Below are 24,331 nucleotides of genomic sequence, written 5' to 3'. Positions count from 1 at the left end.
CCTAAAGTGGGTGAAAACCATAACGTTTAAAAATTTCAACGGCTTTAGGGGTTTTCAAATATTCATAAAAATCGAGAACGGTGGGATTACTATGATCTTTGATAATCGCCATTGGGTATTCAATCGGTTTGTGGCTCTCTGCCGGGAAAATCCCCACCACTTTGACTTTATCACTGGCAACGGCATCCGAACCATAAACAATGCCCAATGGGGCTTCAGCACGTTCCACCAGCGCCAAACCACTGCGCACATTGCTGGTACGCGCCAGCAGAGGATTAACCTTCTCCCATGCTGCTAAATATTGCAGAGACTCTTTAGCGTAAATACCCACTGGAACATGATCTGGATCACCAACAGCAAGACGACCGTCCTCTAATAAGGATTTCCATTTGGTTTCTTTATTAATATCAACTTTATTGAGTTTACTCGCTTTCGGTGCAATCAGAACGAGTTGATTGCCCAACATAGTCAACCGAGTTTCATCAATAATCAGTTTCTTCCCGGCAACATAATTCATCCACTGTTGATCAGCGGAAATAAAAATATCCGCCGGCGCACCTTGCTCAATCTGGCGAGCCAAAATGGAAGAGGCGGCATAAGAAGCCACCACTTCACCTTTTTTCTCTCGCTTATACAGCGCCGCAATATCATCAAGTGCATTAGTCAACGAGGCGGCAGCGAATAACGTGACTTTTTCCGTAGCCCACGCTTGCCACGTTAAAGCAAAAGAAACGACAACGCCGACTAGCAGTTTGCCAAAACTCTTTTTCATTTGTTTTCCACCTGCTTCTTACCTATTAGTTCATCGTGTATAACAAGATATAACGTCAATTGGAAGAGTGTTCCAATATTAATCGGCAAATTGTGAGCAACTTTTACTATCTAATTTAATTCGAAGTAAAATACTGTAATAGGAAAGCCAAATGAATAAAATGGAATTGATTATGATTAATTAAGACAAATTACCCGGTTAATCACCGGGTAATCAGAATAGCATCTGGTGTAAAAGAAATATTAGTTTTACTTTTCAGAACGACCAATACGGGAAACGAGATTAAACAGTTCCCCAAGACCATAAATTAAACCTAAAATTCCGGCCGTCACTACCGGTACCATGACCAGGGCGAAAGCCATACTTTTAATCAACTCAAACATGGTAGCCTCACACAATGGCTCATTAAATGAGCCAGCAACATAACACATTTTTAACCATAGCGGGTAATACCGCTATAATTAGTACCATTCTAGACAAAGACAGACAACAGTAACCGGCTAAACGTGCGTTTTTCGGGTTAGCCTATCAAAATTTACGATTATATTTACTAAAAAAAACTATCATGCAAGCCGAAATTCTACTGACACTGAAATTACAACAACGGTTATTCGCGGATCCACGGCGAATATTATTACTAAAACAGATTAAAACAACGGGTTCTATCAGTCAGGGAGCAAAACTGGCCGGCATCAGTTATAAAAGCGCTTGGGACGCAATTAACGAAATGAATCAGCTAGCAGACGAAATACTGGTAGACCGTGCTACCGGTGGTAAAGGAGGAGGCGGGACAAATCTTACCCATTATGGCGAACGTCTATTGCAACTTTACGATCTACTGACACAAATTCAGCAAAAAGCCTTTGATGAGCTAAAAGATGACCAACTTCCCCTCGACAGTCTGTTAGCGGCCATTTCCCGTTTTTCTCTGCAAACCAGCGCCCGTAACCAATTCTTTGGCACAATTACTGACCGTGACCATAATCAGGTGCAGCAACATATCCGCATCTTGCTGACAGATGGTCAAACATCACTGAATGCGGCATTAACAGAACAAAGCGCTAACCGTCTTGGCTTGGTAAAAGGTAAAGAGGTATTGGCGCTCATTAAAGCACCTTGGGTAAAACTCACTAAAGAGCCGTTCTCTATCGGTCATTTCGACAATGCCCTGACAGGGCTTATCAGTAAAATTGAAACGAGCGAAGAGAACACAGAAATTATTATTGTTCTTGATGGCGGTGAAATCCTCTGTTCTACTCTGCCCAATCAAGAAGCAAATAACCTGAAACTACATTCTGGAGATAAAATCACTGCACTTTTTAATGCTGACCAAGTAATTATTGCAACTCTGTGTTAAGAATTGACTCTATTATCACTGAATAATTCGAAATATCCAGGAATATTATGGTGTTATGTACCTTACACATCCCCTAGTGTCCGATATTAAATGTTAATTAAAAGTTAATATTGACATTCCGCGGCATTCCGCTTATTTGTGGAAAGATATTTGCGTTGCTTAAAAAGGAATAAAAGATGTCTGAATTGCAAATAACGCAAGGCTGTTTCCGTTTAAGTGATACTCGTACCTTGCAGTTATCATCACTAAAAATAGCCTCTGGCGAAAATTGGGCTTTTATTGGCGCTAATGGTAGCGGAAAATCATCATTGGCCCGTGCGCTTTCAAATGAATTAGTCCTACTTTCCGGCGAACAAAATTGCTCATTTCGCAGGTGCGCCCGCGTCTCTCTAGAACAATTACAAAAACTGACGGAAGAAGAATGGCAACGCAATAATACTGATATGCTCAGTGATGATGAAGATGATACCGGCCGCACTGCGGCAGAAATTATCCAGCTTTATCATAAAGATAATGAACTTTGCCTGGAACTGGCGAAACAGTTCGGTATTATGGATCTACTTTCCCGTCGTTTTAAATATCTTTCTACTGGTGAAACCCACAAGACATTACTTTGCCAGGCACTGATGGCTTCACCTGATTTGCTGATTCTGGATGAACCTTTTAATGGTCTTGATCTATTTTCCCGTGGTCAACTCGCTGAATTACTGGAAAAATTGTCATCAAAAGGAATCGTTTTGGTACTTATCCTTAACCGGTTCAGTGAAATCCCAGATTTTGTTGATCAGATTGGCGTACTAGCGGATTGCCAGCTAACCTCTGTTGGCACCAAAGAAAAAGTGATGGCAGATTCCTTGGTGGCTCAACTGGCACACAGTGAAAAACTGAACGGTATTCATTTACCTGAAACAGATGAATTTCCTGTCGATAATCAGCTACCGCCCGATCAACCGCTGATTATCCTACGTAATGGTATCGTTCAGTATAATGATCAGCCAATTTTGCATGGGCTAGATTGGCAAGTGAATTCAGGTGAACATTGGCAAATTATTGGCCCAAATGGTGCCGGAAAATCAACGCTTCTGAGTCTGATTACCGGAGATCATCCTCAAGGCTACAGTAATGAGCTGATCCTGTTTGGCCGTCAACGCGGTAGCGGCGAAACCATTTGGGATATCAAACGCCATATTGGCTATATTAGCAACAGCATTCATCTGGAATATCGTGTCAGCACCAGCGTTCGTAATGTGATTCTGTCCGGTTTCTTCGATTCAATTGGTCTTTATCAGACAGTATCAGATCGCCAGCAGCAACTTGCTGATGAATGGCTGGCTTTATTGGGATTATCTGTTCAGATTGCCAACGGCCCGTTTCACAGCCTTTCATGGGGACAACAACGACTTGTTCTGATAGCTCGCGCACTGGTTAAACATCCGGCTTTATTAATCCTTGATGAACCTCTCCAGGGGCTTGATCCACTCAACCGCCAGTTAGTATTACGTTTTATTGATGTTATGATCGCTGATGGCGATACCCAACTACTGTTTGTTTCTCATCATCAGGAAGATGCGCCGCAATGCATTACTCACCGAATGATATTTATTCCTGATGGTGATCTATACCGCTACAAAACGGAGAAAGTTTCTGATTGATTTCTAAAAGTTCCCCGTTATGCGGGGATCTTACTTATGAGTCTAGCCAATCTTCATCACAGCCATTTCTATTAGTACCTTAATAAGGTGATTAATCCTTGACCAAACAATCTGAATTAAGGAACGATTATTACCAGCATGAGAGCTTCGACCAGTGAAAAAACATCGCAATTTAGTTATCATGCGTTATTATTTTCGCTCACTAAATAACATCCATCACCAATTTTTGGTCTGCTTTTCAGATCCTTTTTTAATTTGTTAAAAATAAAGGGAAATATATGATTTGGGGTTTACTTGCTACATCACTGGCATTATTAGCTATACACCGCACTACTGCACTGATTGCTCTACTGGCCGCAGTTATTACCGGATTTGTCACACAAACTATGATTTATCCGGCAGTCGCCACTATTGCAATTATTTTTTTGTTAGGTGCGCTACGTATCTATTTTCAACAAAATAACATCATTAAAATCACAACTGAACTGCTATTACTCGCCTTTGCAGTGGCATTATTCCTACATCTGCTCCCAGGTTTTAATAATCTGAAATATCTCGATAAAGTTCAGGTAGGCCCTCATAGTGCTCCATTCTCAATGTATTTCAACTTTGACAAAGCACTCATTCCTTTCCTGCTGTTATGTTGCATGCCTAGCCTATTTACAACAAAACCACTGACCAAAATTCGACCTTATGCATGGATAATCTTAGCTATCGTTATTCCTGTATTGTTAAGCATAGCAACGGCCCTCGGAGGACTCGCAGTTGAACTGCACATGCCACAATGGTTACCGATGTTTATATTAGCCAATATTTTCTTCGTTTCGCTGGCAGAAGAAGCGCTATTCCGTGGCTATATCCAACAGAGGTTAAGTCAGTGGATTAATCCCTATTTTGCCCTGATCATCACCGCTTTGATTTTTGGTGGCGCACACTTCGCCGGCGGCCCATTACTGATAATGTTTGCTACACTTGCCGGATTAATATATGGGCTAGCATGGATGTGGAGTGGCCGTCTGTGGGTCGCTGTTGGGTTCCATTTCGCCCTCAACTTAGTTCATTTGCTGTTCTTTACTTACCCAATCAAGTTGGTGACCGCACTATAAACGTGTCAAACTTGCCCGGCATCTATTCAGCAATCTCAAGAAATTCAGCTTTTCAAGCAAATAAAGTTTGAAACAAGACTATTGATTGCTGTTCTAGTGCATAGGGCAATATAATGCGCTCAGTTATCATTAAGTTTGATTTTTAAGGAGTTTAAGCTATGGCTGTCACTAAACTGGTTCTGGTAAGACATGGCGAAAGCGAGTGGAACAGAGAGAACCGTTTCACTGGCTGGACTGACGTCGCGTTATCTGAAAAAGGTCGCGCCGAAGCTCAACAAGCAGGGCAACTGTTGAAAGAAGAAGGTTTTGTTTTTGATTTTGCCTACACCTCCGTGCTAAAACGCGCTATCCATACGCTGTGGAACATTCTGGATCAGGTTGATCAACAGTGGTTACCTGTTGAAAAAAGCTGGAAACTAAATGAACGTCATTATGGTGCTCTGCAAGGTTTGGACAAATCAGAAACCGCAGCTAAATACGGCGATGATCAGGTTAAACTGTGGCGTCGTGGTTTTGCTATCACCCCACCAGATTTAACTAAAGATGATGAACGTTTCCCAGGCCATGATCCACGTTACGCAAACCTGAAGCCAGAAGAGTTACCCGTGACTGAAAGCCTGGCGACGACTATTGAACGCGTGATCCCTTACTGGGAAGAAGTTATCAAACCGCGTGTTGCTCAAGGTGAAAAAGTAATTATCGCAGCGCACGGTAATTCTTTGCGTGCTTTGGTTAAATATCTGGATAATATGAGCGAAGAAACTATTCTTGAGCTAAACATCCCAACAGCAGTACCTCTGGTTTATGAATTCGACGAAAACATGAAACCAATCAAACATTACTATCTGGGTAACGCTGATGAAATCGCGGCAAAAGCCGCGGCTGTAGCAAACCAAGGTAAGGCGAAATAATTCATTGCCTATACCCGTTATCTTTCAAGTTGCCTCTTTGTTGGCTGCACTCGCTCACCCCGGTCACATAGTTATCTATGCTCCCGGGGATTTACTCCCTTGCCGTCGCGATGCATCTTGAAATCCATAAGGTATATAACAAACTGCTGACACCCTATTTTCCAGCAAACATAAAAAACCGGAGTTGTCGATTCCGGTTTTTTTACATTGGAAAAATGTTATCAGCCACGACGCGCTTTTATTGCCGACGACAATTGACGTAACAAAATTTCAGTGTCAGCCCAACCAATGCAAGCATCAGTAATACTTTTACCATATACCAATGGCAGACCGCTATCCGGATTCTGATTTCCTTCTTCCAAATGACTTTCCACCATGACACCAATAATCGCTTTCTCCCCAGCGATAAGCTGCCGACTCACATCTGAACACACATCCATCTGCTTTTTAAATTGCTTAGAACTATTGGCATGACTGAAATCAATCATAATTCTTGCCGGCAAACCGGCTTTTTCCAAATCTTGCTTCACGGCAGCGACATGTTCGGAACTGTAATTAGGTTCTTTACCACCACGCAAGATAATATGACAATCATTGTTTCCGCTGGTATTTACAATCGCGGAATGTCCCCACTTAGTGACAGAAAGGAAACTATGAGGGGAACCCGCTGCATTAATCGCATCAATGGCAACTTTTATCGCACCATCAGTACCATTTTTAAAACCAACCGGACAGGAAAGGCCAGAAGCCAACTCACGATGGACCTGAGATTCCGTTGTACGAGCGCCAATTGCTCCCCAACTCATCAAATCGGCTAAATACTGTGGAGAAATCATATCCAGATATTCCCCCGCAGCCGGCAGCCCCATGTCATTAATATCCCGTAACAACTGACGAGCTAAACGCAAACCATCATTAATATCAAAACTGTGATTCATATGAGGATCATTAATTAACCCTTTCCAGCCAATGGTTGTACGCGGTTTTTCAAAATAAACTCGCATGACAACTTCCAGATCCTCTTTCAGCTCCTCACGCAATTCATTCAACCGCTCGGCATATTCCATTGCTGCTTTAGGATCATGAATAGAACATGGCCCAATCACAACCAACAGACGATCATCTTCACCCGTCAGAATTTGATGAATCGTTTTACGCGCCTTACGTACGGTAAATGCAGCCTTTTCAGTTGCTGGAAATTTTTCAAGTAGTGCCACAGGAGGTAATAATTCTTTTATCTCTTTAATTCTTATATCATCATTCTGATAATTCATAGCCCTCTCTCATCTAACATCTTTGTATATTTAATTAAAGCAATCTTGTGATTTCAATCTAACTGTTAGAAGCCAAACTGTAAATATTCTTTGTAGAGAATAAATAAATCAATGCTTAACTCAAAACATAGCAAGATATTGTCAATATGTGGTTAGCTCTATTCTTATGGTTGAAATATCTTTAGAAATGAGAATTATCAAAGTAAATACCTAAAAATATGCCAGAAATCAACAAAACAATTCTCTGGCATAGTTAGCAAACTATTTCACATGAGATAATGGCAAAGAATGGTTTTCCTTGGCTGCCTGAACCCACAAACGGAAGCCATTAAATGCAATGCCCAAGAGAATCACATACTGCAACGACATTGCCAGCACGCCTTGATGGAAATAGATAACAACGCTTATCACATTGATAACCATCCATATCAGCCAGTTTTCAACATACTTACGAGTCATCAGAATCATTGCCACAATAGATAGCACCGTCATTGTCGAATCCCAGAATGGGAATGCATCGGGCTCCAATATCGGCATCTGAACATTAAAGCCAAATTTTTGCATAATCGTAACGGCAATCTGAGTCAGATAGCCAAAGACTCGATCAATATTAAAAGTCATAATGGCAATCAATAGCACAGAAATTAGACTAATTATTACCGCCTTATTCAAACTTAACCAACGTATTTTAAGTTCAATCTGCTGCTGATCATTAACCCTGCTCCAAGCATACCAACCATAAATATTTGCCGCAAAGAAGAACAATTGCAGCAATAAACTGGCATAAAGTTGAATTTGGAAGAAAATCACCGCAAATAATGTGACATTAATTAGCCCAAACAAATAGTTAATTATCTTCTCCTGACTGGCAAACCAAATACATAACAAGCCAGCAATCGTACCTACCGCTTCAATCCACGATAAATCATACCCTCCTTTTCCCAGAGGTATATTTACTAATATGTTGTTAATACTGAAAAAATCCATCTGTTATATCCTATTATTATCTACAATAAAATATTACTCTCATTATTCAATTTTCTATTTTAACTGAGTTGCAAAATCAAGCATCCTATTTAAAGGAATAAGTGCCTTTTCCCGTAATTCTTTTTCAACCAATATCTCATGCTGAACCCCTCCCTGTTCCAACCCCTGAACGATGGCTTGTAAACCATTCATTGCCATCCATGGACAATGAGCACAGCTACGGCAACTCGCGCCTTCTCCAGCCGTAGGTGCTGCAAATAACTGCTTCTCAGGACACGCTTGCTGCATTTTATAAAAAATGCCTTTATCTGTTGCCACAATCAGTTTCTGATGCGGTAAAGATTGCGCTGCTTTGATTAATTGGCTGGTCGAACCAACAGCATCAGCCAGATCAATAACAGCGTGCGGTGATTCAGGATGAACCAATACCGCAGCATCGGGATGCAGACCTTTCATCCTTAGCAAGGCCTGAGTTTTAAATTCATCATGAACAATACAAGCCCCCTGCCAACAAAGAATATCGGCTCCTGTTTGTTTACGGACATAATTCCCCAAGTGGCGATCGGGTGCCCAAATTATCTTCTTTCCCTGACTATCCAAATAATCGATCAGTTCAACAGCAATACTTGAAGTCACAACCCAATCCGCTCGTGCTTTAACGGCTGCTGATGTATTTGCATAAACCACTACGGTACGATCAGGATTGTTATCACAAAACTGGGTGAACTCTTTTTCAGGGCAACCAAGATCTAGGGAACACTCAGCTTCCAACGTTGGCATTAAAACACGCTTTTCAGGGTTGAGAATTTTGGCGGTTTCACCCATAAATCGCACACCGGCAACTAATAAAGTAGAGGCCGGATGATTATTGCCAAAACGTGCCATTTCCAATGAATCTGCAACACACCCTCCTGTCTCTTCAGCTAAAGCTTGGATCTCAGGATCGATGTAATAATGTGCAACCATAACAGCATCCTGCTGTTTCAGAAGGCGTTTAATTTTTTCACGGCAATGTTTTTTTTCATCCTTACTGAGAAAAGCAGGTTTGGGAGGGAATGGATAAATGGTTGAATTAAAATCAATATACTGGTTCATTACTTTGACTCTCTGTTTAGTATATAGTTTTAAAAAGCGAAAATTTTGGTTTTCAGTCCGAAAATTCGCCTAGATTTGTTTAATATACTAAACAAAATGATCGATTTATAGCACTTTATCACAGAATATTTTGTCTATGATGGCTAAACAGAAAACAGAAAACAGAAAACAGAAAACAGAAAACAGAAAACAGAAAACAGAAAACAGAAAACAGAAAACAGAAAACAGAAAACAGAAAACAGAAAACAGAAAACATTGTTATATTTGTAAATGCTGTTTTATTAAAGCCATTTATTAAATTATTTTTTAATTAAACAGTAAGAAAACTCTCGGCATGAGAATCATTTTACCGGTTTATCATCTTTTTAACAGCGAATTCAAATTAATAATAAATGCGCTTTCTAGAAAGATAGTTAATTAAATTCAGTCGAAGTCCATTAACCATTAACCATTAACCATTAACAGTGAGTTGAAAGGATAGCGACTGATGAAAACTACTTAGGATTGCCAGTAAAACAGCGTCAGTAAAGATAAAAAGCGGGTATGATCAATGTTTTTAAACATAAAATACGATATACTATAATGATTAAAATTAATAAAAAGCAGACGTAAAAAGTGGTAAAACAACTGTTAAAACCTTATACCGATTAAATCCTGGAGTTAAAACTATGACTTTTAACAATCGCTTAAAACCCATCCATCATAAAACCATCAGTTAAAGCCGGTGGTTTTAACTTTTTACATAAAAGAGTAAGTATATCGTCTAATAAGGAGTCCGCTCTGTGATGTGGTTCAGCATTTTTGTTAACAAACATGTTTTCTAATTTGACAACAAATATTAAATTTAATATAAATTAATTTACAGTCGCTATATTTTAAGTTGGCATTTAGCAATTGGTGAAGTATTAAGTAAGTTATTTTGAGATCAATATTATGCGAAAAGAATAATGAATATAGATAAAGAGAAATTTATTGTTTATAGTATAAATAGTAAAGTAAAAGAATATATCATGCATAACAATTACATATTACTTACAAAAATAGTGAATTAAAATGATAAAAATCACTGATTTATGCTTTAGTTATAAAAGTAGAGAAATTAAAAACAATATTTTTAAAAATATATTTTCATTAAATGAGATCGAAGTAGTTTTATTTGAAAATATAAATATTGAAATATTTGACGATAGCAAGATTATAGGATTACTAGGGAAAAATGGCGCTGGAAAAACAACTTTAATAAAACTGATTTCCGGTATTTTAACTCCAAATTCTGGAAATATTACCGTTTTTGGCATTAATTCAAGTGGAAGACCTCTTAATCTTTTATCTAATCTTGGTATCGTTTTTGGCAATAAATCAATGCTTTGGGAGGAGTTATCTCTCTATGAAAATATTGAGCTTTTTTCTAAGATATATAAACGTAATTATGATAAGAATAGTGTCGATAATATGATAGAAATGTTGAACCTTAGAAGTATAGCAAAAAAACCTGCAAAAACGTGTTCTTTAGGTCAATCTGTGAAATCTAACTTATTAATACACTTTCTTAATAGGCCAAAATTACTGATATTGGATGAACCAACAATCGGATTAGATATAGAGTCACAAATTCTATTACGAAATATCTTAAAAGATTATGCTCAAAATAATGAAAGTAAAATACTAATTACATCACATAATATGATAGATATTGCGGATGTTTGCAAGGATATTATCTTCTTAAAGGATGGTAAAATATCAAAAATAAATCTAAATAAAAATAATTCGAAAGAAAAGAATGCGCTATATCTAGAGGGCCTTTTCTGTGATAATTAAATTTTCTTTCATTGAAACCATTAGGGCGAAGAATATAATATTTGGTTACTTATTTATAATTATAACATTATATGCGGTTGAACTATCTTTTTGGGATACCATGACAAAATCAAATGGTTTTGTTAACTATACGCATGATGAAATAATAGTTTATATATTATGGTCTGTTATTATATTTCAATTGACAAGTATTACCGGATTTCCAGAAAATTTATCGTTCCATATTGAAGATGGTAGTATAGATAAACTAATTATAATGCCAAAATCAATACTATTATATTATTCAGAATATGCTTTGGGACAGATATTAGCTAGATTATTTATAATGTCACCATTAATTTTATTCATAATTATATACCAAAATGACATTCCTAATTTTATATATCTATTTATTTCTTTATGCATAGGATTGTTTATCAACTTGTACTTAACAATGATATTGTCATGTATGGCATTCAAATTTAGAGGCTCGTATTCTTTTATAATTATTAAGGATACTTTGTCATGGGTCCTTTCAGGTGCGTTAATACCATTAGATGTATTTAGTGATTCTTTAAAATCAATATTTAACTATATTCCATTTCAATATATCACCTATATTCCAGTTAAAATTGCGACAAATTCAACATCTATTTATTTTATATTTAATGGATTTTTAATCATGATGCTCTTAATGATGATTTTTAATTTTATCTGGAATTATATGTTAAAATACAATCAAGGGTATAATGGCAATGCTTAAAATTATATTTATTGGTTTTAAAAGTGGATTGTCAGAAGCAAAAAAAAGCCCATTAAATTTTTGGTTATCCGCTTTTGTTAATTTTAGTTACTATATAGCACAAGCTTTCTTTTGGTATGCTATTTTAAATTCACAATCTTCAGGTTATATTTTATCTGATGATTTTATTATTATATTTTTTACTACGATATGTTTAGTCGATAATTTTTATCTCTTCTTATTTGGAAAAGGAAGCCTCTTGCTGGTTAAAAAAGTCAAATCATTAAAATTAGAACCTCATTTGGCGTTACCTATAAATACTCAATTTCTATATGTTACTACAAATATTGCATTTGAGCATTTTTTGTTGTCATTCCTATCTTTAGTATTATTTTTTACTGTACATATTTACCTTGGTACTAATATTTTGTTGGTTTTTCTACATTTTATAATGGCATTAGAAGGAGTCTTAATACTTACTTCAATTACATGGATCATAAGAACAACAATATTTTGGACAGCTTCACTAGTTAGTATTAAAAACTCAAATCCTTGTTTTAAAGTATTGGTGAGACCTGAACAATCTTTTCATGGTGCAGTTCGTTTTATTTTAATGTTCATACTTCCGTGTCTATTTATAACTGGTGTTCCCGCTTCAGTAGCAAGTGGAATAATGAGTATGAAATGGTTTTTTATTCAAACTCTGGTCACATTGATTTTAATTTTTATAGCGAAATTGGTTTTTGATATTGGTGTTAAAAGGTATTCAAAATATATCACGTGAGGAAACGTAATGAAATTGGGAATTATTTCAGGAAGCCATAGATCGCACTCTAATTCAGGTAAAGTCGGTGATTTACTTGATTTAATTTTATTATGTAGTGATAACGAATTAGTGCATAAACCAGCATTGCTAGTGTCAATATTCGCTGGAAATGGTAGCACTTTTTGTATTTCTGAATTAAGGTCATCTGGATATAAAAAAAATAAAGCCAGACTAGCCGGCTTTATTCTTACTTTAAGCTGTACCATCCACTAAAATTACGCTGCCCTTACAATGTAGTTAAATGCCACGTTACGAGGTCTATTTTCGTTAGCGGTTGGGACTTGTCTTGATGCATCAATATCAAAATAGGTAAGATCAGAACTAGCGCCGCCATTTGCTGAACGTGTTTCTGCCGTAGCATATCGCGACGATGCCATGACCCCACTCACAACAGGCGTCTGAGGAGCACCGCCCATTTGGGCATGTATCATTTGAGTTGTCCCCGTAATATTTCTGATTGCATCTCCCTGCCAAGACAAAAGCCCACGACCACCATCAACACCTCGATTATCATCCCATCCGCGGATAAATTCTCCTCTTAAATCAGGTAATCTGCCATCAGGATAAGCTTCTGCTAACTTTGGGTACTGTAATTTATTGAAAAATGCACCATTACAAGTGAGATAGCCAATAGGTGGATAAGGCAATGGCCAAGGAATTGGAACACCAACAGGAACATTATTAGCTTCTTTATTTTGCCTATCTATTTCCTCTCTCGAATATGCTCCCACATCCGTTGCATTTAAATTGATATCCTCAGTCAACACCTTACCATTCACTTTTCGGCTATTAGGCACTCTGCTATTAATATTTTCATACAGTGATTTTACTATTTCTTGAGCCAATTTTTGCGTCACTGCCAATGTATCACTGTCACCGACCTCATCAGTCAGTTGAACAACACCTTTTTGTATTAATGAAGCACCGGGAATTTCTGTTGTAAGTTTTTGTTCTAACGCTTTATTTAGTTGAGCGGTAAGTTTGGCTATATCACCATCATCCAGAACATCATCACCAGATTGTGTCGCGATAAAATCAGCAATGACTGATGATATTGTTGATGATTGACGTAATACTTTATTTAACATATGAGTGGGAACATCATGTGGTGCAAAACCTGTCAGCAAATCCTTACTTTCTTCATATCCTTCTTGACTAACTACATTTGCATTATCACTAATAGAAAAAGCTTTAAAATCATTCTTATGACTCATGTACTTTCTCCTTAAATTAAATCATGTTATTTTATAATCAATATATTGGATTATTGTAAAAATAATCCTCCTGCAATTTAATCCAATTAAAGTCTAGTTCAGAAAAAGAATGTAGTTCAACATTTTTAACTCGAAAATATACTCCTCAAATTTATATTTAACATCTGGAAATTATTTTTCTCTTATTCTTTCTATATCGTCCTGTGACTTTTTCTATTTTAAATTCCAGACTGAATCTTCTGGCATCTAGACACAAGTATCTAAGGATATTGATACTATTCTACAATTTCATAGCATAAATACGACACATTATCCTTTTCTCTATTTTCAGAATAAAAAAATAAAGCCAGACTAACCGGCTTTATTCTTACTTCAAGCTGCTTCGGCCACTATAATCATGCAGCCCTTACAACGTAGTTAAATGCAATGTTACGGGGTCTATTTTCATGTGCTGTTCTCGCAACATTTGAATTATCAAAATAGATTACATACCCGGTACCTGCAACTTGCTGATAAACGATTGTACGAGCCGGTCCTTCCGAAAACACGCCGCTCGTGCTGTCATGCGGTCGCGTCATCATGCCGATGTTATTACCGCCTTCAAGTGCCCCACCTAATTTCTGCATTGTATCTGTTTGCCACGTACCGCACATGCGACCGGGATCAACACCACGGCCATCATCCCATCCCCGGATAAATTCGCCTCTTAAATCAGGTAATCTACCGTCAGGATAAGCTTCCGCCAACTTCGGATGCTGTAATTTATTGAAAAATGCACCATTACAAGTGAGATAGCCAACAGGTGGATAAGGCAACGGCCACGGAATAGGAGAACCAGCAGGAATTTCACTGGCAGCTTTAATCCGGTTATCTATCTCTTCACGAGTATAAGTATACTCACGTAATGAATTTATTTCTTCCTTAACAAACTTTTGCGTCACTGCCAATGTATCACTATTGCCAATCACATTTGTCAGCTGAACAACTCCTTTTTGTGTTAATGAAGCACTAGGGATGTCTGTTGTAATTTTTTGTTCTATCGCTTTATTTAATTGAGCGGTGAGTTTGGCTACATTTCCATCATCAAGAATATCATTGCCAGATTGTGTCGCGATAAAATCAGCGACGACAGATGATATGGTTGATGCTTGACGTAATACCTTATTTAACAAGTGTGTGGGAACATTATCCGGAGAAAATCCTGTCTGCAACCCCTGGCTTTGTTCATATTTTTCTTGACTAATGACATTTGCATTATTACTAATAGAAAAAGCCTTAAAATCATTCTTTTGACTCATATACTTTCCTTAAATTAAATCATGTTATTTTATAATCAACACCTTAAATTATTGTAAAAATAACCCCCTATAATTCAGGCTAATAAAAGTCTAGTTCAGGAAAAATATAATACTGTGTTCTTATTACTTATAAGGTTAACCGTTTTTGTATCATTAGCAGTAATAAATAGTTCAATATTTTGGAGTCGAAAATATCCCACCAATTTATATTTAATATCTGAAAATTATTTTTCTCTTATTCCTGTCATCTCATAGAAAAGTTTCGCAAGTAATTAGCGTAAGAAACTACGGAAACGGGGTATTGGACCGAAAGGTTGAATTTTTCGAAATGACAACAAGCATCTAATTCTGAGTGCCTCTTTTGTGAATTACTCTGATGACTTTATGTGAGGGTCTTAGCCTATCGTAATCCTAACTGGTTTCCCTAGCCAGTACACCTCAAAATCTAAAAAGATAAAGCCGGACTAACCGATGTTATTTACTAACCACACCTTTCCTCCTTTTTATATATTTCTGATAACCAATTATCAATGATATTTGAAGCTTCAATTAGTGTAATTGGATGTCCGTTATCACCTTTTCGGCCTCTGATTGTTACATTGATCATGTTTCACACCCATAAAAAGTAGGCATAACACCCACAAATATATTGATAATAGAATTAATGTATAGGTATTATACTCATACATTAACCAAACGGAGGATTTATGGGTAGTGCAGAGCTAATAAAACTCCTAATAGCTGACGGATGGGTTAAGGCCAGACAAGACGGTAGTCACATCACTCTAACTAAACCCGGTGTTGTAAAAATAATCACAATACCGCACCCAAGAAAAGACTCATCAAAAGGTGTTATCCGGCAGGCACAAAATATTTCAGGGCTGAAATTACTATGATAACGGGCACAGTTATGCCGCCCTTTCTATGCAAAGCTCATGATCAAATTAAGAGGTAATACTATGATTTATCCACTCTTTATATTTAAAACAGAAGATGGGTTTGACGGTTACTTCCCCGATGTTGAAAGCTGTTTCTTTGCTGGCAATACCTTAGAAGATGCTATTCGGGATGCTGAAAAAGCGTTCGCGCAGCACATGGAAGTTTTAATCGAACACGGCGGCTATGTCCCCGCCCCTAAAAACTCTTCTGATTACATCGGTGATCCTCGCTTGTCTGAAGATGGAGGGGTTATTGCCCTCATCGAGTTAGATCCAGCGAAATATGAGTCAAAAGCCATAAAGTTCAATTTAACTATGCCTGGCAATCTATTAACTGCCATAGATCGCTACATTGAAAAAAACGGACACTACAAAAACCGCTCTGCTTTTCTAGCTGAGTTAGCCAGAAAAGAAATAGCTCACCAGTGACAGATTTAGTTTTCAGAATAAAAAAATAAAGCCGGGCTAACCGGCTTTGTTATTACCTCAGTTTATCCTGCCATTCAATATCGTAAGCTTGTAAAATATCTGTTCTGCTCAGTAATATCCGATATTTTTTCCATTCAAGCAAAACGGCTTCTTATATTTTTGGCTTTCAAAGAGTATTTTTATTCGGCTATTATGCTGCTCTCACTATGTAATTAAATGCAATATTGCGGGGACGGGTTTCGTGACCGCCTGTATTGTTAGCAATTGATGTAACAGTTGCGTCGCCTGTAACATCCCTACCGAGCGGGTATTGGTATCCATCTACAGGTCCTTGATAATTAGAAAGACATTTTCTTCTCTCATTCCCTTGAGAAAGTTGTATTCTTTTTGTGTTGTCAGTCTGTGTGCTTAAAATAATACGACCACTATCAACACCTCGGCTATCATCCCAACCACGAATAAATTCTCCGCGCAGGTCAGGTAATTTTCCTGTAGGATACGCTGCCGCTAATTGTGGGTAAGCTGTTTTATCGAACTCTGCTCCGTTACATTGCAGCCACCCATCTGGTGGTATAGCTGTAGGCCAAGGAATAGGAACTCCCACAGGAATATTATTAACTGCATTGATTAGATTATTAACTTCTGCCTTGGTATATGCACCTATATCCCCAGCCTCTAGACTAATGTCAGCAGACAATGCTTTTCCATTCACCTTTCGGCTATTGGGCACTCTGTCATTAATATTTTCACGCAATGAATCTATTATTTCCTGGGCTAGCTTTTGAGTGACAACCAATGTATCACTATTGCCTGCTACATCTGTAAGCTGAACAATACCTTTCTGTGTTAATGAAGCATTTGGAACTTCTGCTGTGATTTTTTGCTCTAATGCTCTGTTTAATTGGGCTGTGAGTTTAATTATATCACCATCATCCAGAATATCATCGCTAGATTGTGTAGCGATAAAATCAGCTACCACAGATGATATAATTGATGACTGGCGAAGAACTTTATTTAATAAATCGATTGAAATAGTATTAGGTGGAAATCCAGTCAGTAAACCCTTACTTTCTTCATATATTTCTTGACTAATTATATTCGCATGATAGTTTCGAATAGTAAGTGCAACATAATTACCCTGCAAGTAAATAAGTTCGTATTCTTTTAAGGAATTTATTGAAAATTTTGCGATTACGCGCTGTTGTCTCGCTTCGCTCGGCTCGAACCTGCGACCCATTGATTAAAAGTCAACTGTTCTACCGACTGAGCTAACGACTTATCTAGGGGAATTGGTTTTAAGTGAAGCTTTAAGATGGTGGGTCGTGCAGGATGACTCGGCCTGTGGCCTCGCCCTTCGGGTCAGCGCTTACGCGCTGTTGTCTCGCTTCGCTCGGCTCGAACCTGCGACCCATTGATTTAAAAGTCAACTGTTCTACCGACTGAGCTAACGACTCATCTAGGGAATTGGTTTTGAATGAAGCTTTAAGATGGTGGGTCGTGCAGGATGACTCGGCCTGTGGCCTCACCCTTCGGGCCAGCGCTTACGCGCTGTTGTCTCGCTTCGCTCGGCTCGAACCTGCGACCCATTGATTAAAAGTCAACTGCTCTACCGACTGAGCTAACGACCCATCTAGGGAATTGGTTTTGAATGAAGCTTTAAGATGGTGGGTCGTGCAGGATGACTCGGCCTGTGGCCTCGCCCTTCGGGCCAGCGCTCTCGCGCTGTTGTCTCGCTTCGCTCGGCTCGAACCTGCGACCTATTGATTAAAAGCCAACTGTTCTACCGACTGAGCTAACGACTTATCTGAGAGATTTGTTTTTGAATGAAGTTTCAAGATGGAGGGTCGTGCAGGATGACTCGGCCTGTGGCCTCGCCCTTCGGGCCAGCGCTTACGCGCTGTTGTCTCGCTTCGCTCGGCTCGAACCTGCGACCTATTGATTAAAAGCCAACTGTTCTACCGACTGAGCTAACGACTTATCTGAGGGATTTGTTTTCGAATGAAGTTTCAAGATGGTGGGTCGTGCAGGATTCGAACCTGCGACCAATTGATTAAAAGTCAACTGCTCTACCGACTGAGCTAACGACCCATCTAGGGAATTGGTTTTGAATGAAGCTTTAAGATGGTGGGTCGTACAGGATTCGAACCTGTGACCAATTGATTAAAAGTCAACTGCTCTACCGACTGAGCTAACGACCCATCTTGTGACTTCTCTCGGCAACGGCGGCATATATTACTGATTTTTCCGCGCTACGCAATGATTATTTTTTTAAATTACGTTTAAATGCTTATTAAGCACTCAATCAACCCCGAAAATGTAATGACTACACCCTTCCGGGGCCAATAATTATAGTGTGGAAAGCTTTTTCTCCGCCAGTTTAGCCGCGCTCGAACCAGGGTATTGCTTCATGACCTGTTGATAAACCGATCTCGCTTTATCCTTCTGACCCTTGTCCTGCATGATTAAACCAACTTTATAAAGCGATTCGCCACTCTTCTGCGACTTCGGATACTCTTTGACTACCGTAGCAAAGTAATACGCGGCTTCGTCTTTTTTACCCTTGTTGTAATTAATCTGCCCTAACCAGTAATTGGCATTAGGCATATAACTCGACTTTGGATAACTCTTCACGAAACTTTGAAAGGCGACAATCGCTTTATCATACTCTTTGGTATTCACCGCCAAATGAACAGCAGCGTCATAATCACCTTTTTCACTGCCCGTGCCGACAGATGATGATGCCTGATTGCCACTATTACTTGCCGTTGAAGAAGCTGTATTTGCAGCAGGTTTGCTCCCCTCAGAACTAGTAGCCCCTTCCAGTTGCTGATAAATGTCCTTCTGCCGCTCTATAATTTGATTGAGCTGATACTGATTCTCCTGAATCTGCCCTCGAAGCATGTCAATGTCACGTTGAGAATCAGCAAGTTGTTGCTGGAGTTGCGTTAATAGCTGACCGTGAGCGTTGGAAATACGCTCTAATTGGGTAAGGCGCTCATCGGTGGAACCCGAGCCGACATTACTGATTGGCGCTTGGGCAATAGCGGCCCAAGGAACCGCTACGCCAACCAGTAACGACAGACCCAAAAAATGATGTCTGAAGTTACTGTTCATGAACTACTCTTAGTATGCCAGTACTGCGCGACGGTTCTTAGCATAAGCTGATTCGTCGTGACCCAGTACAGCAGGTTTCTCTTTACCGTAAGAGACGATAGAGATTTGCTCACCGGAAACACCTTTGCCTTGCAGGTACATTTTCACTGCATTAGCACGGCGCTCACCTAATGCGATGTTGTACTCAGGAGTACCACGTTCGTCAGCATGACCTTCTACAACAACTTTGTAAGATGGGTTGCTGCGCAGGAATGCCGCGTGAGCGTCTAACAGCTGAGTAAAATCTGAGCCAATGTCGTATTTGTCAAAACCGAAATATACGATGTTGTTGTTTTGTAGCTCTTGCATTTGCTGACGAGCTAATTCCTCTGCTGACAGACCCGCATTAGTTTCGTTAACAGTGCCGACACCAGTCTGATCGTTATCAGCATTCTTGTTAGAACTACACGCTGCTACGGCCATAACTGGTAAAGCTAACATCAGCCCTTTTAGCACTTTGTTCAGTTGCATCTCTTTGATCCTTTTAAAATTTGCCATACATATTATTATGCATCACAGATACGGCGACCAGGCAGGGAATTTTACCTGTCCATCGGTTGCCGGAAGACGCGCTTTGAAACGCCCGTCAGTCGAAACTAGCTGCAATACAGTCCCCAACCCTTGGCTGGAGCTATAAATCACCATAGTGCCGTTAGGTGCGATACTCGGCGTTTCATCCAGGAACGTATCCGTCAAAATTTGAACGGCTCCCGTTGCCAGATCTTGTTTAGCTATGTGCTGCTTACCACTCTCTGAGCTGACCATCACCACAAAACTACCATCCGCGCTTACATCAGCATCCTGGTTTTGTGTGCCTTCCCAAGTGAGGCGTTGCGGAGCACCGCCATTAATATCGGTTTTATATAACTGTGGACGACCACCCTGATCAGAGGTGTAAACCAAAGTCTGGTTATCCGGCATCCAACTTGGCTCAGTATTGTTACTGCGGCCATCTGTAACCTGACGAATCTGAGCTGAACCCAAATCCATCACGTAAAGATTCAAACTACCCGATTTAGATAGAGCAAATGCCAATTTACTGCCATCAGGGGAAAATGCAGGCGCGCCGTTATGACGCGGGAAGGAGGCAACCTGACGTACCTCACCACTCGCCAAGGTCTGGATAACCAAGGCAGAACGACCACTTTCAAATGTCACATAAGCCAGTTTGGCGCCATCAGGAGACCATGCCGGCGACATCAACGGTTCTGGCGAACGGTGAACAGTGAACTGGTTGTAACCATCGTAATCAGATACACGCAGTTCATACGGATATTTACCGCCGTTAGTCTTTACAATGTAAGCCAGACGAGTACGGAATGCGCCTTTGATGCCCGTCAGTTTTTCAAATACTTGATCACTGGCTGTATGCGCAGCATAACGCAACCATTGTTTGGTCACTTTAAATTGATCCTGAGCAAGTACTGTACCCGGAGCGCTCGCAGTATCAACCAATTGATAAGAGATTAAAAAACCACCATCCGCACTTGGTTGGATCTGCCCAACAACAACAGCGTCAATCCCCAACGCCGACCACGCAGCAGGTGTTACCTCAGATGCCGTCGTTGGTTGCTGTGGCATACGGCTGATATCAATAGGGTTAAATTTACCGCTGTTGCGAAGATCGGCCCCAACGATCACCCCTATCTCTTCCGGTGCATTACCCGCTCCAGTCCATTTAAATGGCACGACACCAATAGGACGCGCAGAATCGACACCTTGAGTGATCTCGATACGAACTTCCGCGTAAGCAACCGTGGCCCACAACATTAAAATACCTAGTACTACTTTAAAAGCCTGCCTCATTAATCTCTCCCTTATCACGATGGAATAGTCGCAATAATTCGCAGAATATTAACAAACGTCAACAAACAAAACCAGATATACCCGTTATCTTTCAAGTTGCCTCTTTGTTGGCCGCACTCGCTCACCCCGGTCACATAGTTATCTATGCTCCCGGGGATTCGCTCCCTTGCCGTCGCGATCCATCTTGAAATCCATTGGGTATAGCTTAATAACATTGAATGGTTCTGTTTATTATTAATAACTTTTAAATAACAACTTTATTGAGGGTTGAAATCAAGCGGCGCGTTTTTAAACACTTCGTAAACCTCCTTACTTGGCGGTTTAGGAATTTTCGCTTGTTTAGCCGCCGCTACCGCTGCCTGGCACAACGCCGGGTCTCCCCCCTCTGACCTTACATCAATTAACAATCCATCAGGAGCAAGTTTAATCCGTAATGTACAGGTACGTCCACGATACATGCTTGGATCGTAAAACTTATTCTGTATCGCTATCTGGATCTGCCCCAAATAGTTATTAATGTCAGCATTTGAAGCTCCACTTTTCTTACCGCCACCTTTACCGGCGGCAGAAGCCCCTCCCTGCTGTTTCGGTGCATTGGAAGTTAAGCCACCCAGTAAGTCATCAACTTCACTTTCCTGTTTAGCGGCTTGCGCCGCAGCTTTCTTCTTAGCGTCAGCTTCGGCCTTAGCTTTAGCCTTTGCATCCGCCTCAGCTTTGGCTTTAGCATCCGCTTCAGCCTTGGCTTTTGCTTTAGCCTCAGCGTCTGCTTTGGCTTTCGCTTCTTCCGCGGCTTTTTGTTTAGCAGCAGCGGCTTCAGCCTCTTTCTTAGCTTCAGCTTCGGCTTTCTTCTGCGCCTCAGCCTGCTCTTTAATCAGTTTTTCTTTTTCAGCCTTAGCCTTTGCCGCCGCTTCTTCTGCCTGTTTTTGCTCTTCACGGGCTTTGTTTGCAGCTTCTACAGCCTGCTTTTTCTGTTCTTCCGCTGCCTGTTGCGCCTTAATTCGTTCTTCTTCTACCGCCTTTAAACGCTCCTGCTCTTCGGCCTGTTTTTCCCTTAATTCAGCAGCCTGCTGTTCGGCTTTCTTCTTTCGTAACTGCTCTGCACGTTTAGCATCAGCCTGTTGTTGTTGCTGTTGGTTGTACTGTTGTACTACCGCATTCGGATCGACCATCACAGCATCAATAACAGAACCATCCTGACCACCGCCACCCATTTCAGTTTTTCGTGTCAGGGAACCCCAAATAAGTAACCCAATCAAAATAATATGCAACACAACCGAAACGATAACAGCGCGATTTAATTTATTGTTTTGCCCGTTTGTCTTTCCCACGCTCGATATCCAAGATCTTCAAATAACAGCAACTGCCGGCTAAACTCAGATAGGCTGAGTCATTAAACCAACGGATTTCACACCTGCCCGATGCAGCATGTTGAGTGCCTTAATAATCTCATCGTAAGGCACTTCCTTCGAACCACCGATTAAGAAAACGGTTTTTGGATTCTCTTTTATTCGTGCCTGCGCTTCCGCAATAATCTGCGGCTCAGGCAATAATTCCAATCGTTCATGGTTAACTATCATGGTGTACTGACCAACACCAGAAACCTCCACGATTACCGGTGGATTATCAGAGTTAGAAACCGTTTTAGAATCCACCGCATCCGGCAGATCAACCTCTACGCTTTGAGTGATAATCGGCGCTGTTGCCATAAATATAAGCAACAGAACCAGCAATACGTCCAGTAAGGGAACGATATTGATTTCAGATTTCAGCTCACGCTTGCGACTACGAGTGCGTGCCATAGCCTCTCCTACTACTTGTTCTCTGCTTTATTTTCAGCAGCGAAAGTCTGACGGTGCAAAATAGCCAGAAACTCTTCCATAAAGTTATCGTAATTTTGCTCCAGCTTATTAACACGTTGATTCAAGCGGTTGTATGCCATAACTGCCGGAATCGCCGCAAACAGACCAATCGCCGTTGCAATCAACGCTTCCGCAATACCCGGCGCTACCATTTGGAGAGTGGCCTGTTTTACCGCACCTAACGCGATAAATGCATGCATGATCCCCCAAACTGTACCAAATAGACCGATATATGGACTAATTGAGCCAACTGTCCCCAAGAATGGAATATGGCTTTCCAGCGATTCCAATTCACGATTCATTGAGATACGCATTGCACGCGAAGCCCCTGTTACTACCGCTTCTGGAGCATGATTATTTGCATGGTGCAGACGGGCAAATTCTTTAAATCCAGAATAAAAAATTTGTTCTGTTCCACCTAAAGAATCTCGACGCGACTGACTTTCCTTATATAAGCGTGATAATTCAATACCCGACCAGAATTTATCTTCAAACGCTTCCGCTTCTCGAGTTGCTGCATTGAGAATTTTGGTCCTTTGAATAATGATCGCCCATGAAGCAACGGAAAAGCAGATCAAAATAAGCATGATCAGCTGCACCAAAAGGCCCGCTTTCAGGAATAAATCTAGAATGTTCATGTCAGTCACTGCTTAAACTCCGCGACAATAGACTTTGGAAGCGCAATCGGCTTCATTTGAGATGTATTCACGCAGGCGATTAAAACTTCTGCGCTGTTAATAATTGTTCCATTTCCATCAACAATGCGTTGAATAAATGTCAAAGACGCTCTACGAATATCCGTAATTTCACTCTGCACTTCCAACATATCATCAAGCCGGGCCGGAGCTCGGTAATCAACCACCATACGCCGAACAACAAATGCAATTTGTTCATCAAGTAGACGCTGTTGATGAACTCCATGCTGACGTAACATCTCAGTACGTGCTCTTTCATAAAAGACCACATAACGGCCATTATAAACTATCCCACTCACATCTGTATCTTCGTAATAAATACGAATGGGCCACCGGAACAACGTATTACTCACTTTCAATCCTACATAAGGCGAATTAACGCTGCCACTATACTCAAGACAATGCGGCTTTGGAATAATG

28 protein-coding genes, 4 tRNA genes and 2 other RNA genes are annotated in these 24,331 nt (G+C 40.0%); 11 read left to right on the top strand and 23 right to left on the bottom strand.

What is annotated here, in order from left to right; genetic code table 11:
- Window position 1: 1 nt before the first annotated feature.
- The gene (gene modA / locus CKY02_RS14380) at window positions 2–772 is read right to left on the bottom strand and encodes a molybdate ABC transporter substrate-binding protein (protein ID WP_112895800.1); all 771 of its coding nucleotides are present in this window, start codon (window positions 770–772) and stop codon (window positions 2–4) included.
- 248 nt (window positions 773–1,020) lie between these two features.
- Window positions 1,021–1,155 (bottom strand): AcrZ family multidrug efflux pump-associated protein, encoded by a 135-nt coding sequence (locus CKY02_RS14375; protein WP_112895814.1) that lies wholly within the window; start codon window positions 1,153–1,155, stop codon window positions 1,021–1,023.
- A gap of 182 nt (window positions 1,156–1,337) precedes the next feature.
- Between CKY02_RS14375 and modE the strand changes: the two genes are divergently transcribed.
- From modE to gpmA, 4 genes are all read left to right on the top strand, one after another.
- Complete coding sequence (gene modE, locus CKY02_RS14370) at window positions 1,338–2,129, top strand: molybdenum-dependent transcriptional regulator (RefSeq protein ID WP_112895799.1); 792 nt, start codon at window positions 1,338–1,340, stop codon at window positions 2,127–2,129.
- A 176-nt stretch (window positions 2,130–2,305) separates the two neighbouring features.
- On the top strand, window positions 2,306–3,781 hold the full coding sequence (gene modF, locus CKY02_RS14365; protein WP_112895798.1) for a molybdate ABC transporter ATP-binding protein ModF: 1,476 nt from the start codon (window positions 2,306–2,308) through the stop codon (window positions 3,779–3,781).
- A gap of 281 nt (window positions 3,782–4,062) precedes the next feature.
- A complete protein-coding gene (locus CKY02_RS14360) occupies window positions 4,063–4,887 on the top strand; it encodes a CPBP family intramembrane glutamic endopeptidase (protein ID WP_193493137.1) in 825 nt (274 codons plus the stop codon).
- 158 nt (window positions 4,888–5,045) lie between these two features.
- Window positions 5,046–5,798 (top strand): 2,3-diphosphoglycerate-dependent phosphoglycerate mutase, encoded by a 753-nt coding sequence (gene gpmA / locus CKY02_RS14355; protein WP_112876171.1) that lies wholly within the window; start codon window positions 5,046–5,048, stop codon window positions 5,796–5,798.
- Between the two features lie 221 nt (window positions 5,799–6,019).
- On the opposite strand, the gene aroG is transcribed toward gpmA, so the two are convergent.
- The 3 genes from aroG to nadA all read right to left on the bottom strand — a co-directional run bounded on the left by aroG (window position 6,020) and on the right by nadA (window position 9,154).
- A complete protein-coding gene (aroG, locus tag CKY02_RS14350; RefSeq protein WP_112895796.1) occupies window positions 6,020–7,072 on the bottom strand; it encodes a 3-deoxy-7-phosphoheptulonate synthase AroG in 1,053 nt (350 codons plus the stop codon).
- Window positions 7,073–7,333: 261 nt separating this feature from the next.
- Window positions 7,334–8,059 carry a nicotinamide riboside transporter PnuC gene (gene pnuC / locus CKY02_RS14345; RefSeq protein ID WP_112895795.1) on the bottom strand — a complete coding sequence of 242 codons (726 nt, stop codon included), beginning with the start codon at window positions 8,057–8,059 and terminating at the stop codon, window positions 7,334–7,336.
- Window positions 8,060–8,113: 54 nt separating this feature from the next.
- Window positions 8,114–9,154 carry a quinolinate synthase NadA gene (nadA, locus tag CKY02_RS14340; RefSeq protein WP_112895794.1) on the bottom strand — a complete coding sequence of 347 codons (1,041 nt, stop codon included), beginning with the start codon at window positions 9,152–9,154 and terminating at the stop codon, window positions 8,114–8,116.
- 136 nt (window positions 9,155–9,290) lie between these two features.
- On the opposite strand from nadA, the gene CKY02_RS26735 reads away from it, so the two are divergent.
- The 5 genes from CKY02_RS26735 (at window position 9,291) to CKY02_RS14310 (ending at window position 12,732) form a co-directional block, all read left to right on the top strand.
- Entirely contained in the window at window positions 9,291–9,452 is a 162-nt protein-coding gene (locus CKY02_RS26735) for a hypothetical protein (RefSeq protein ID WP_112895793.1), read from the top strand.
- A 755-nt stretch (window positions 9,453–10,207) separates the two neighbouring features.
- A complete protein-coding gene (locus CKY02_RS14325) occupies window positions 10,208–10,972 on the top strand; it encodes an ATP-binding cassette domain-containing protein (RefSeq protein WP_112895792.1) in 765 nt (254 codons plus the stop codon).
- The gene (locus tag CKY02_RS14320; RefSeq protein WP_112895791.1) at window positions 10,962–11,714 is read left to right on the top strand and encodes an ABC-2 family transporter protein; all 753 of its coding nucleotides are present in this window, start codon (window positions 10,962–10,964) and stop codon (window positions 11,712–11,714) included. Before CKY02_RS14325 ends, CKY02_RS14320 begins: the two co-directional genes overlap by 11 nt.
- Window positions 11,701–12,477, top strand: coding sequence for an ABC-2 family transporter protein (locus CKY02_RS14315; protein WP_238399235.1), 777 nt, complete (start codon window positions 11,701–11,703; stop codon window positions 12,475–12,477). Before CKY02_RS14320 ends, CKY02_RS14315 begins: the two co-directional genes overlap by 14 nt.
- 9 nt (window positions 12,478–12,486) lie before the next feature.
- On the top strand, window positions 12,487–12,732 hold the full coding sequence (locus CKY02_RS14310; RefSeq protein WP_112895789.1) for a hypothetical protein: 246 nt from the start codon (window positions 12,487–12,489) through the stop codon (window positions 12,730–12,732).
- A gap of 2 nt (window positions 12,733–12,734) precedes the next feature.
- Here the strand turns inward: CKY02_RS14310 and CKY02_RS14305 are convergent, their stop codons facing one another.
- Window positions 12,735–13,733 (bottom strand): tail fiber protein, encoded by a 999-nt coding sequence (locus CKY02_RS14305; protein ID WP_112895788.1) that lies wholly within the window; start codon window positions 13,731–13,733, stop codon window positions 12,735–12,737.
- 395 nt (window positions 13,734–14,128) lie between these two features.
- Window positions 14,129–15,031: a tail fiber protein gene (locus CKY02_RS14300; protein WP_112895787.1), complete on the bottom strand. Its 903-nt coding sequence runs from the start codon at window positions 15,029–15,031 to the stop codon at window positions 14,129–14,131.
- A 707-nt stretch (window positions 15,032–15,738) separates the two neighbouring features.
- Here CKY02_RS14300 and CKY02_RS14295 point away from each other — a divergent pair.
- Together CKY02_RS14295 and CKY02_RS14290 are read left to right on the top strand one after the other, a co-directional pair.
- Complete coding sequence (locus tag CKY02_RS14295) at window positions 15,739–15,927, top strand: type II toxin-antitoxin system HicA family toxin (protein WP_112895786.1); 189 nt, start codon at window positions 15,739–15,741, stop codon at window positions 15,925–15,927.
- Window positions 15,928–15,990: 63 nt separating this feature from the next.
- On the top strand, window positions 15,991–16,398 hold the full coding sequence (locus CKY02_RS14290) for a type II toxin-antitoxin system HicB family antitoxin (protein ID WP_036812864.1): 408 nt from the start codon (window positions 15,991–15,993) through the stop codon (window positions 16,396–16,398).
- A 52-nt stretch (window positions 16,399–16,450) separates the two neighbouring features.
- Here CKY02_RS14290 and CKY02_RS14285 read toward each other — a convergent pair whose 3' ends face one another.
- The 16 genes from CKY02_RS14285 to ybgC all read right to left on the bottom strand — a co-directional run bounded on the left by CKY02_RS14285 (window position 16,451) and on the right by ybgC (window position 24,264).
- On the bottom strand, window positions 16,451–16,540 hold the full coding sequence (locus CKY02_RS14285) for a tail fiber assembly protein (RefSeq protein ID WP_112895785.1): 90 nt from the start codon (window positions 16,538–16,540) through the stop codon (window positions 16,451–16,453).
- A gap of 48 nt (window positions 16,541–16,588) precedes the next feature.
- Window positions 16,589–17,548 (bottom strand): tail fiber protein, encoded by a 960-nt coding sequence (locus CKY02_RS14280; RefSeq protein ID WP_112895813.1) that lies wholly within the window; start codon window positions 17,546–17,548, stop codon window positions 16,589–16,591.
- A gap of 163 nt (window positions 17,549–17,711) precedes the next feature.
- Window positions 17,712–17,852, bottom strand: a tRNA-Lys gene (locus CKY02_RS24720).
- A 34-nt stretch (window positions 17,853–17,886) separates the two neighbouring features.
- Window positions 17,887–18,026: transfer RNA gene (locus CKY02_RS24715), tRNA-Lys, on the bottom strand.
- Between the two features lie 34 nt (window positions 18,027–18,060).
- Window positions 18,061–18,190: non-coding RNA, RtT sRNA (locus tag CKY02_RS14260), on the bottom strand.
- 45 nt (window positions 18,191–18,235) lie between these two features.
- Window positions 18,236–18,365: non-coding RNA, RtT sRNA (locus tag CKY02_RS14255), on the bottom strand.
- A 45-nt stretch (window positions 18,366–18,410) separates the two neighbouring features.
- A tRNA-Lys gene (locus CKY02_RS14250) sits at window positions 18,411–18,486 on the bottom strand.
- Between the two features lie 34 nt (window positions 18,487–18,520).
- Window positions 18,521–18,596: transfer RNA gene (locus CKY02_RS14245), tRNA-Lys, on the bottom strand.
- A 148-nt stretch (window positions 18,597–18,744) separates the two neighbouring features.
- Window positions 18,745–19,512 (bottom strand): cell division protein CpoB, encoded by a 768-nt coding sequence (gene cpoB / locus CKY02_RS14240; RefSeq protein WP_112895784.1) that lies wholly within the window; start codon window positions 19,510–19,512, stop codon window positions 18,745–18,747.
- Window positions 19,513–19,521: 9 nt separating this feature from the next.
- On the bottom strand, window positions 19,522–20,022 hold the full coding sequence (pal, locus tag CKY02_RS14235; RefSeq protein ID WP_112895783.1) for a peptidoglycan-associated lipoprotein Pal: 501 nt from the start codon (window positions 20,020–20,022) through the stop codon (window positions 19,522–19,524).
- A 42-nt stretch (window positions 20,023–20,064) separates the two neighbouring features.
- The gene (tolB, locus tag CKY02_RS14230) at window positions 20,065–21,357 is read right to left on the bottom strand and encodes a Tol-Pal system beta propeller repeat protein TolB (RefSeq protein ID WP_112895782.1); all 1,293 of its coding nucleotides are present in this window, start codon (window positions 21,355–21,357) and stop codon (window positions 20,065–20,067) included.
- A gap of 14 nt (window positions 21,358–21,371) precedes the next feature.
- A complete protein-coding gene (locus tag CKY02_RS23935) occupies window positions 21,372–21,572 on the bottom strand; it encodes a hypothetical protein (protein ID WP_146747448.1) in 201 nt (66 codons plus the stop codon).
- Window positions 21,573–21,614: 42 nt separating this feature from the next.
- Window positions 21,615–22,685, bottom strand: coding sequence for a cell envelope integrity protein TolA (gene tolA, locus CKY02_RS14225; protein ID WP_046395041.1), 1,071 nt, complete (start codon window positions 22,683–22,685; stop codon window positions 21,615–21,617).
- 45 nt (window positions 22,686–22,730) lie between these two features.
- On the bottom strand, window positions 22,731–23,156 hold the full coding sequence (tolR, locus tag CKY02_RS14220; RefSeq protein WP_036780822.1) for a colicin uptake protein TolR: 426 nt from the start codon (window positions 23,154–23,156) through the stop codon (window positions 22,731–22,733).
- Window positions 23,157–23,167: 11 nt separating this feature from the next.
- Window positions 23,168–23,863 (bottom strand): Tol-Pal system protein TolQ, encoded by a 696-nt coding sequence (tolQ, locus tag CKY02_RS14215; protein WP_112895781.1) that lies wholly within the window; start codon window positions 23,861–23,863, stop codon window positions 23,168–23,170.
- Window positions 23,860–24,264 carry a tol-pal system-associated acyl-CoA thioesterase gene (ybgC, locus tag CKY02_RS14210; protein ID WP_112895780.1) on the bottom strand — a complete coding sequence of 135 codons (405 nt, stop codon included), beginning with the start codon at window positions 24,262–24,264 and terminating at the stop codon, window positions 23,860–23,862. The genes tolQ and ybgC overlap by 4 nt, the downstream gene beginning before the upstream one ends.
- Window positions 24,265–24,331 lie beyond the last annotated feature (67 nt).

It is taken from the genome of Photorhabdus bodei (genome assembly GCF_003287735.1).
GTDB classification, from domain to species: Bacteria; Pseudomonadota; Gammaproteobacteria; order Enterobacterales; family Enterobacteriaceae; genus Photorhabdus; species Photorhabdus kayaii.
This window is presented reverse-complemented; position numbering and strand designations above follow the sequence as displayed.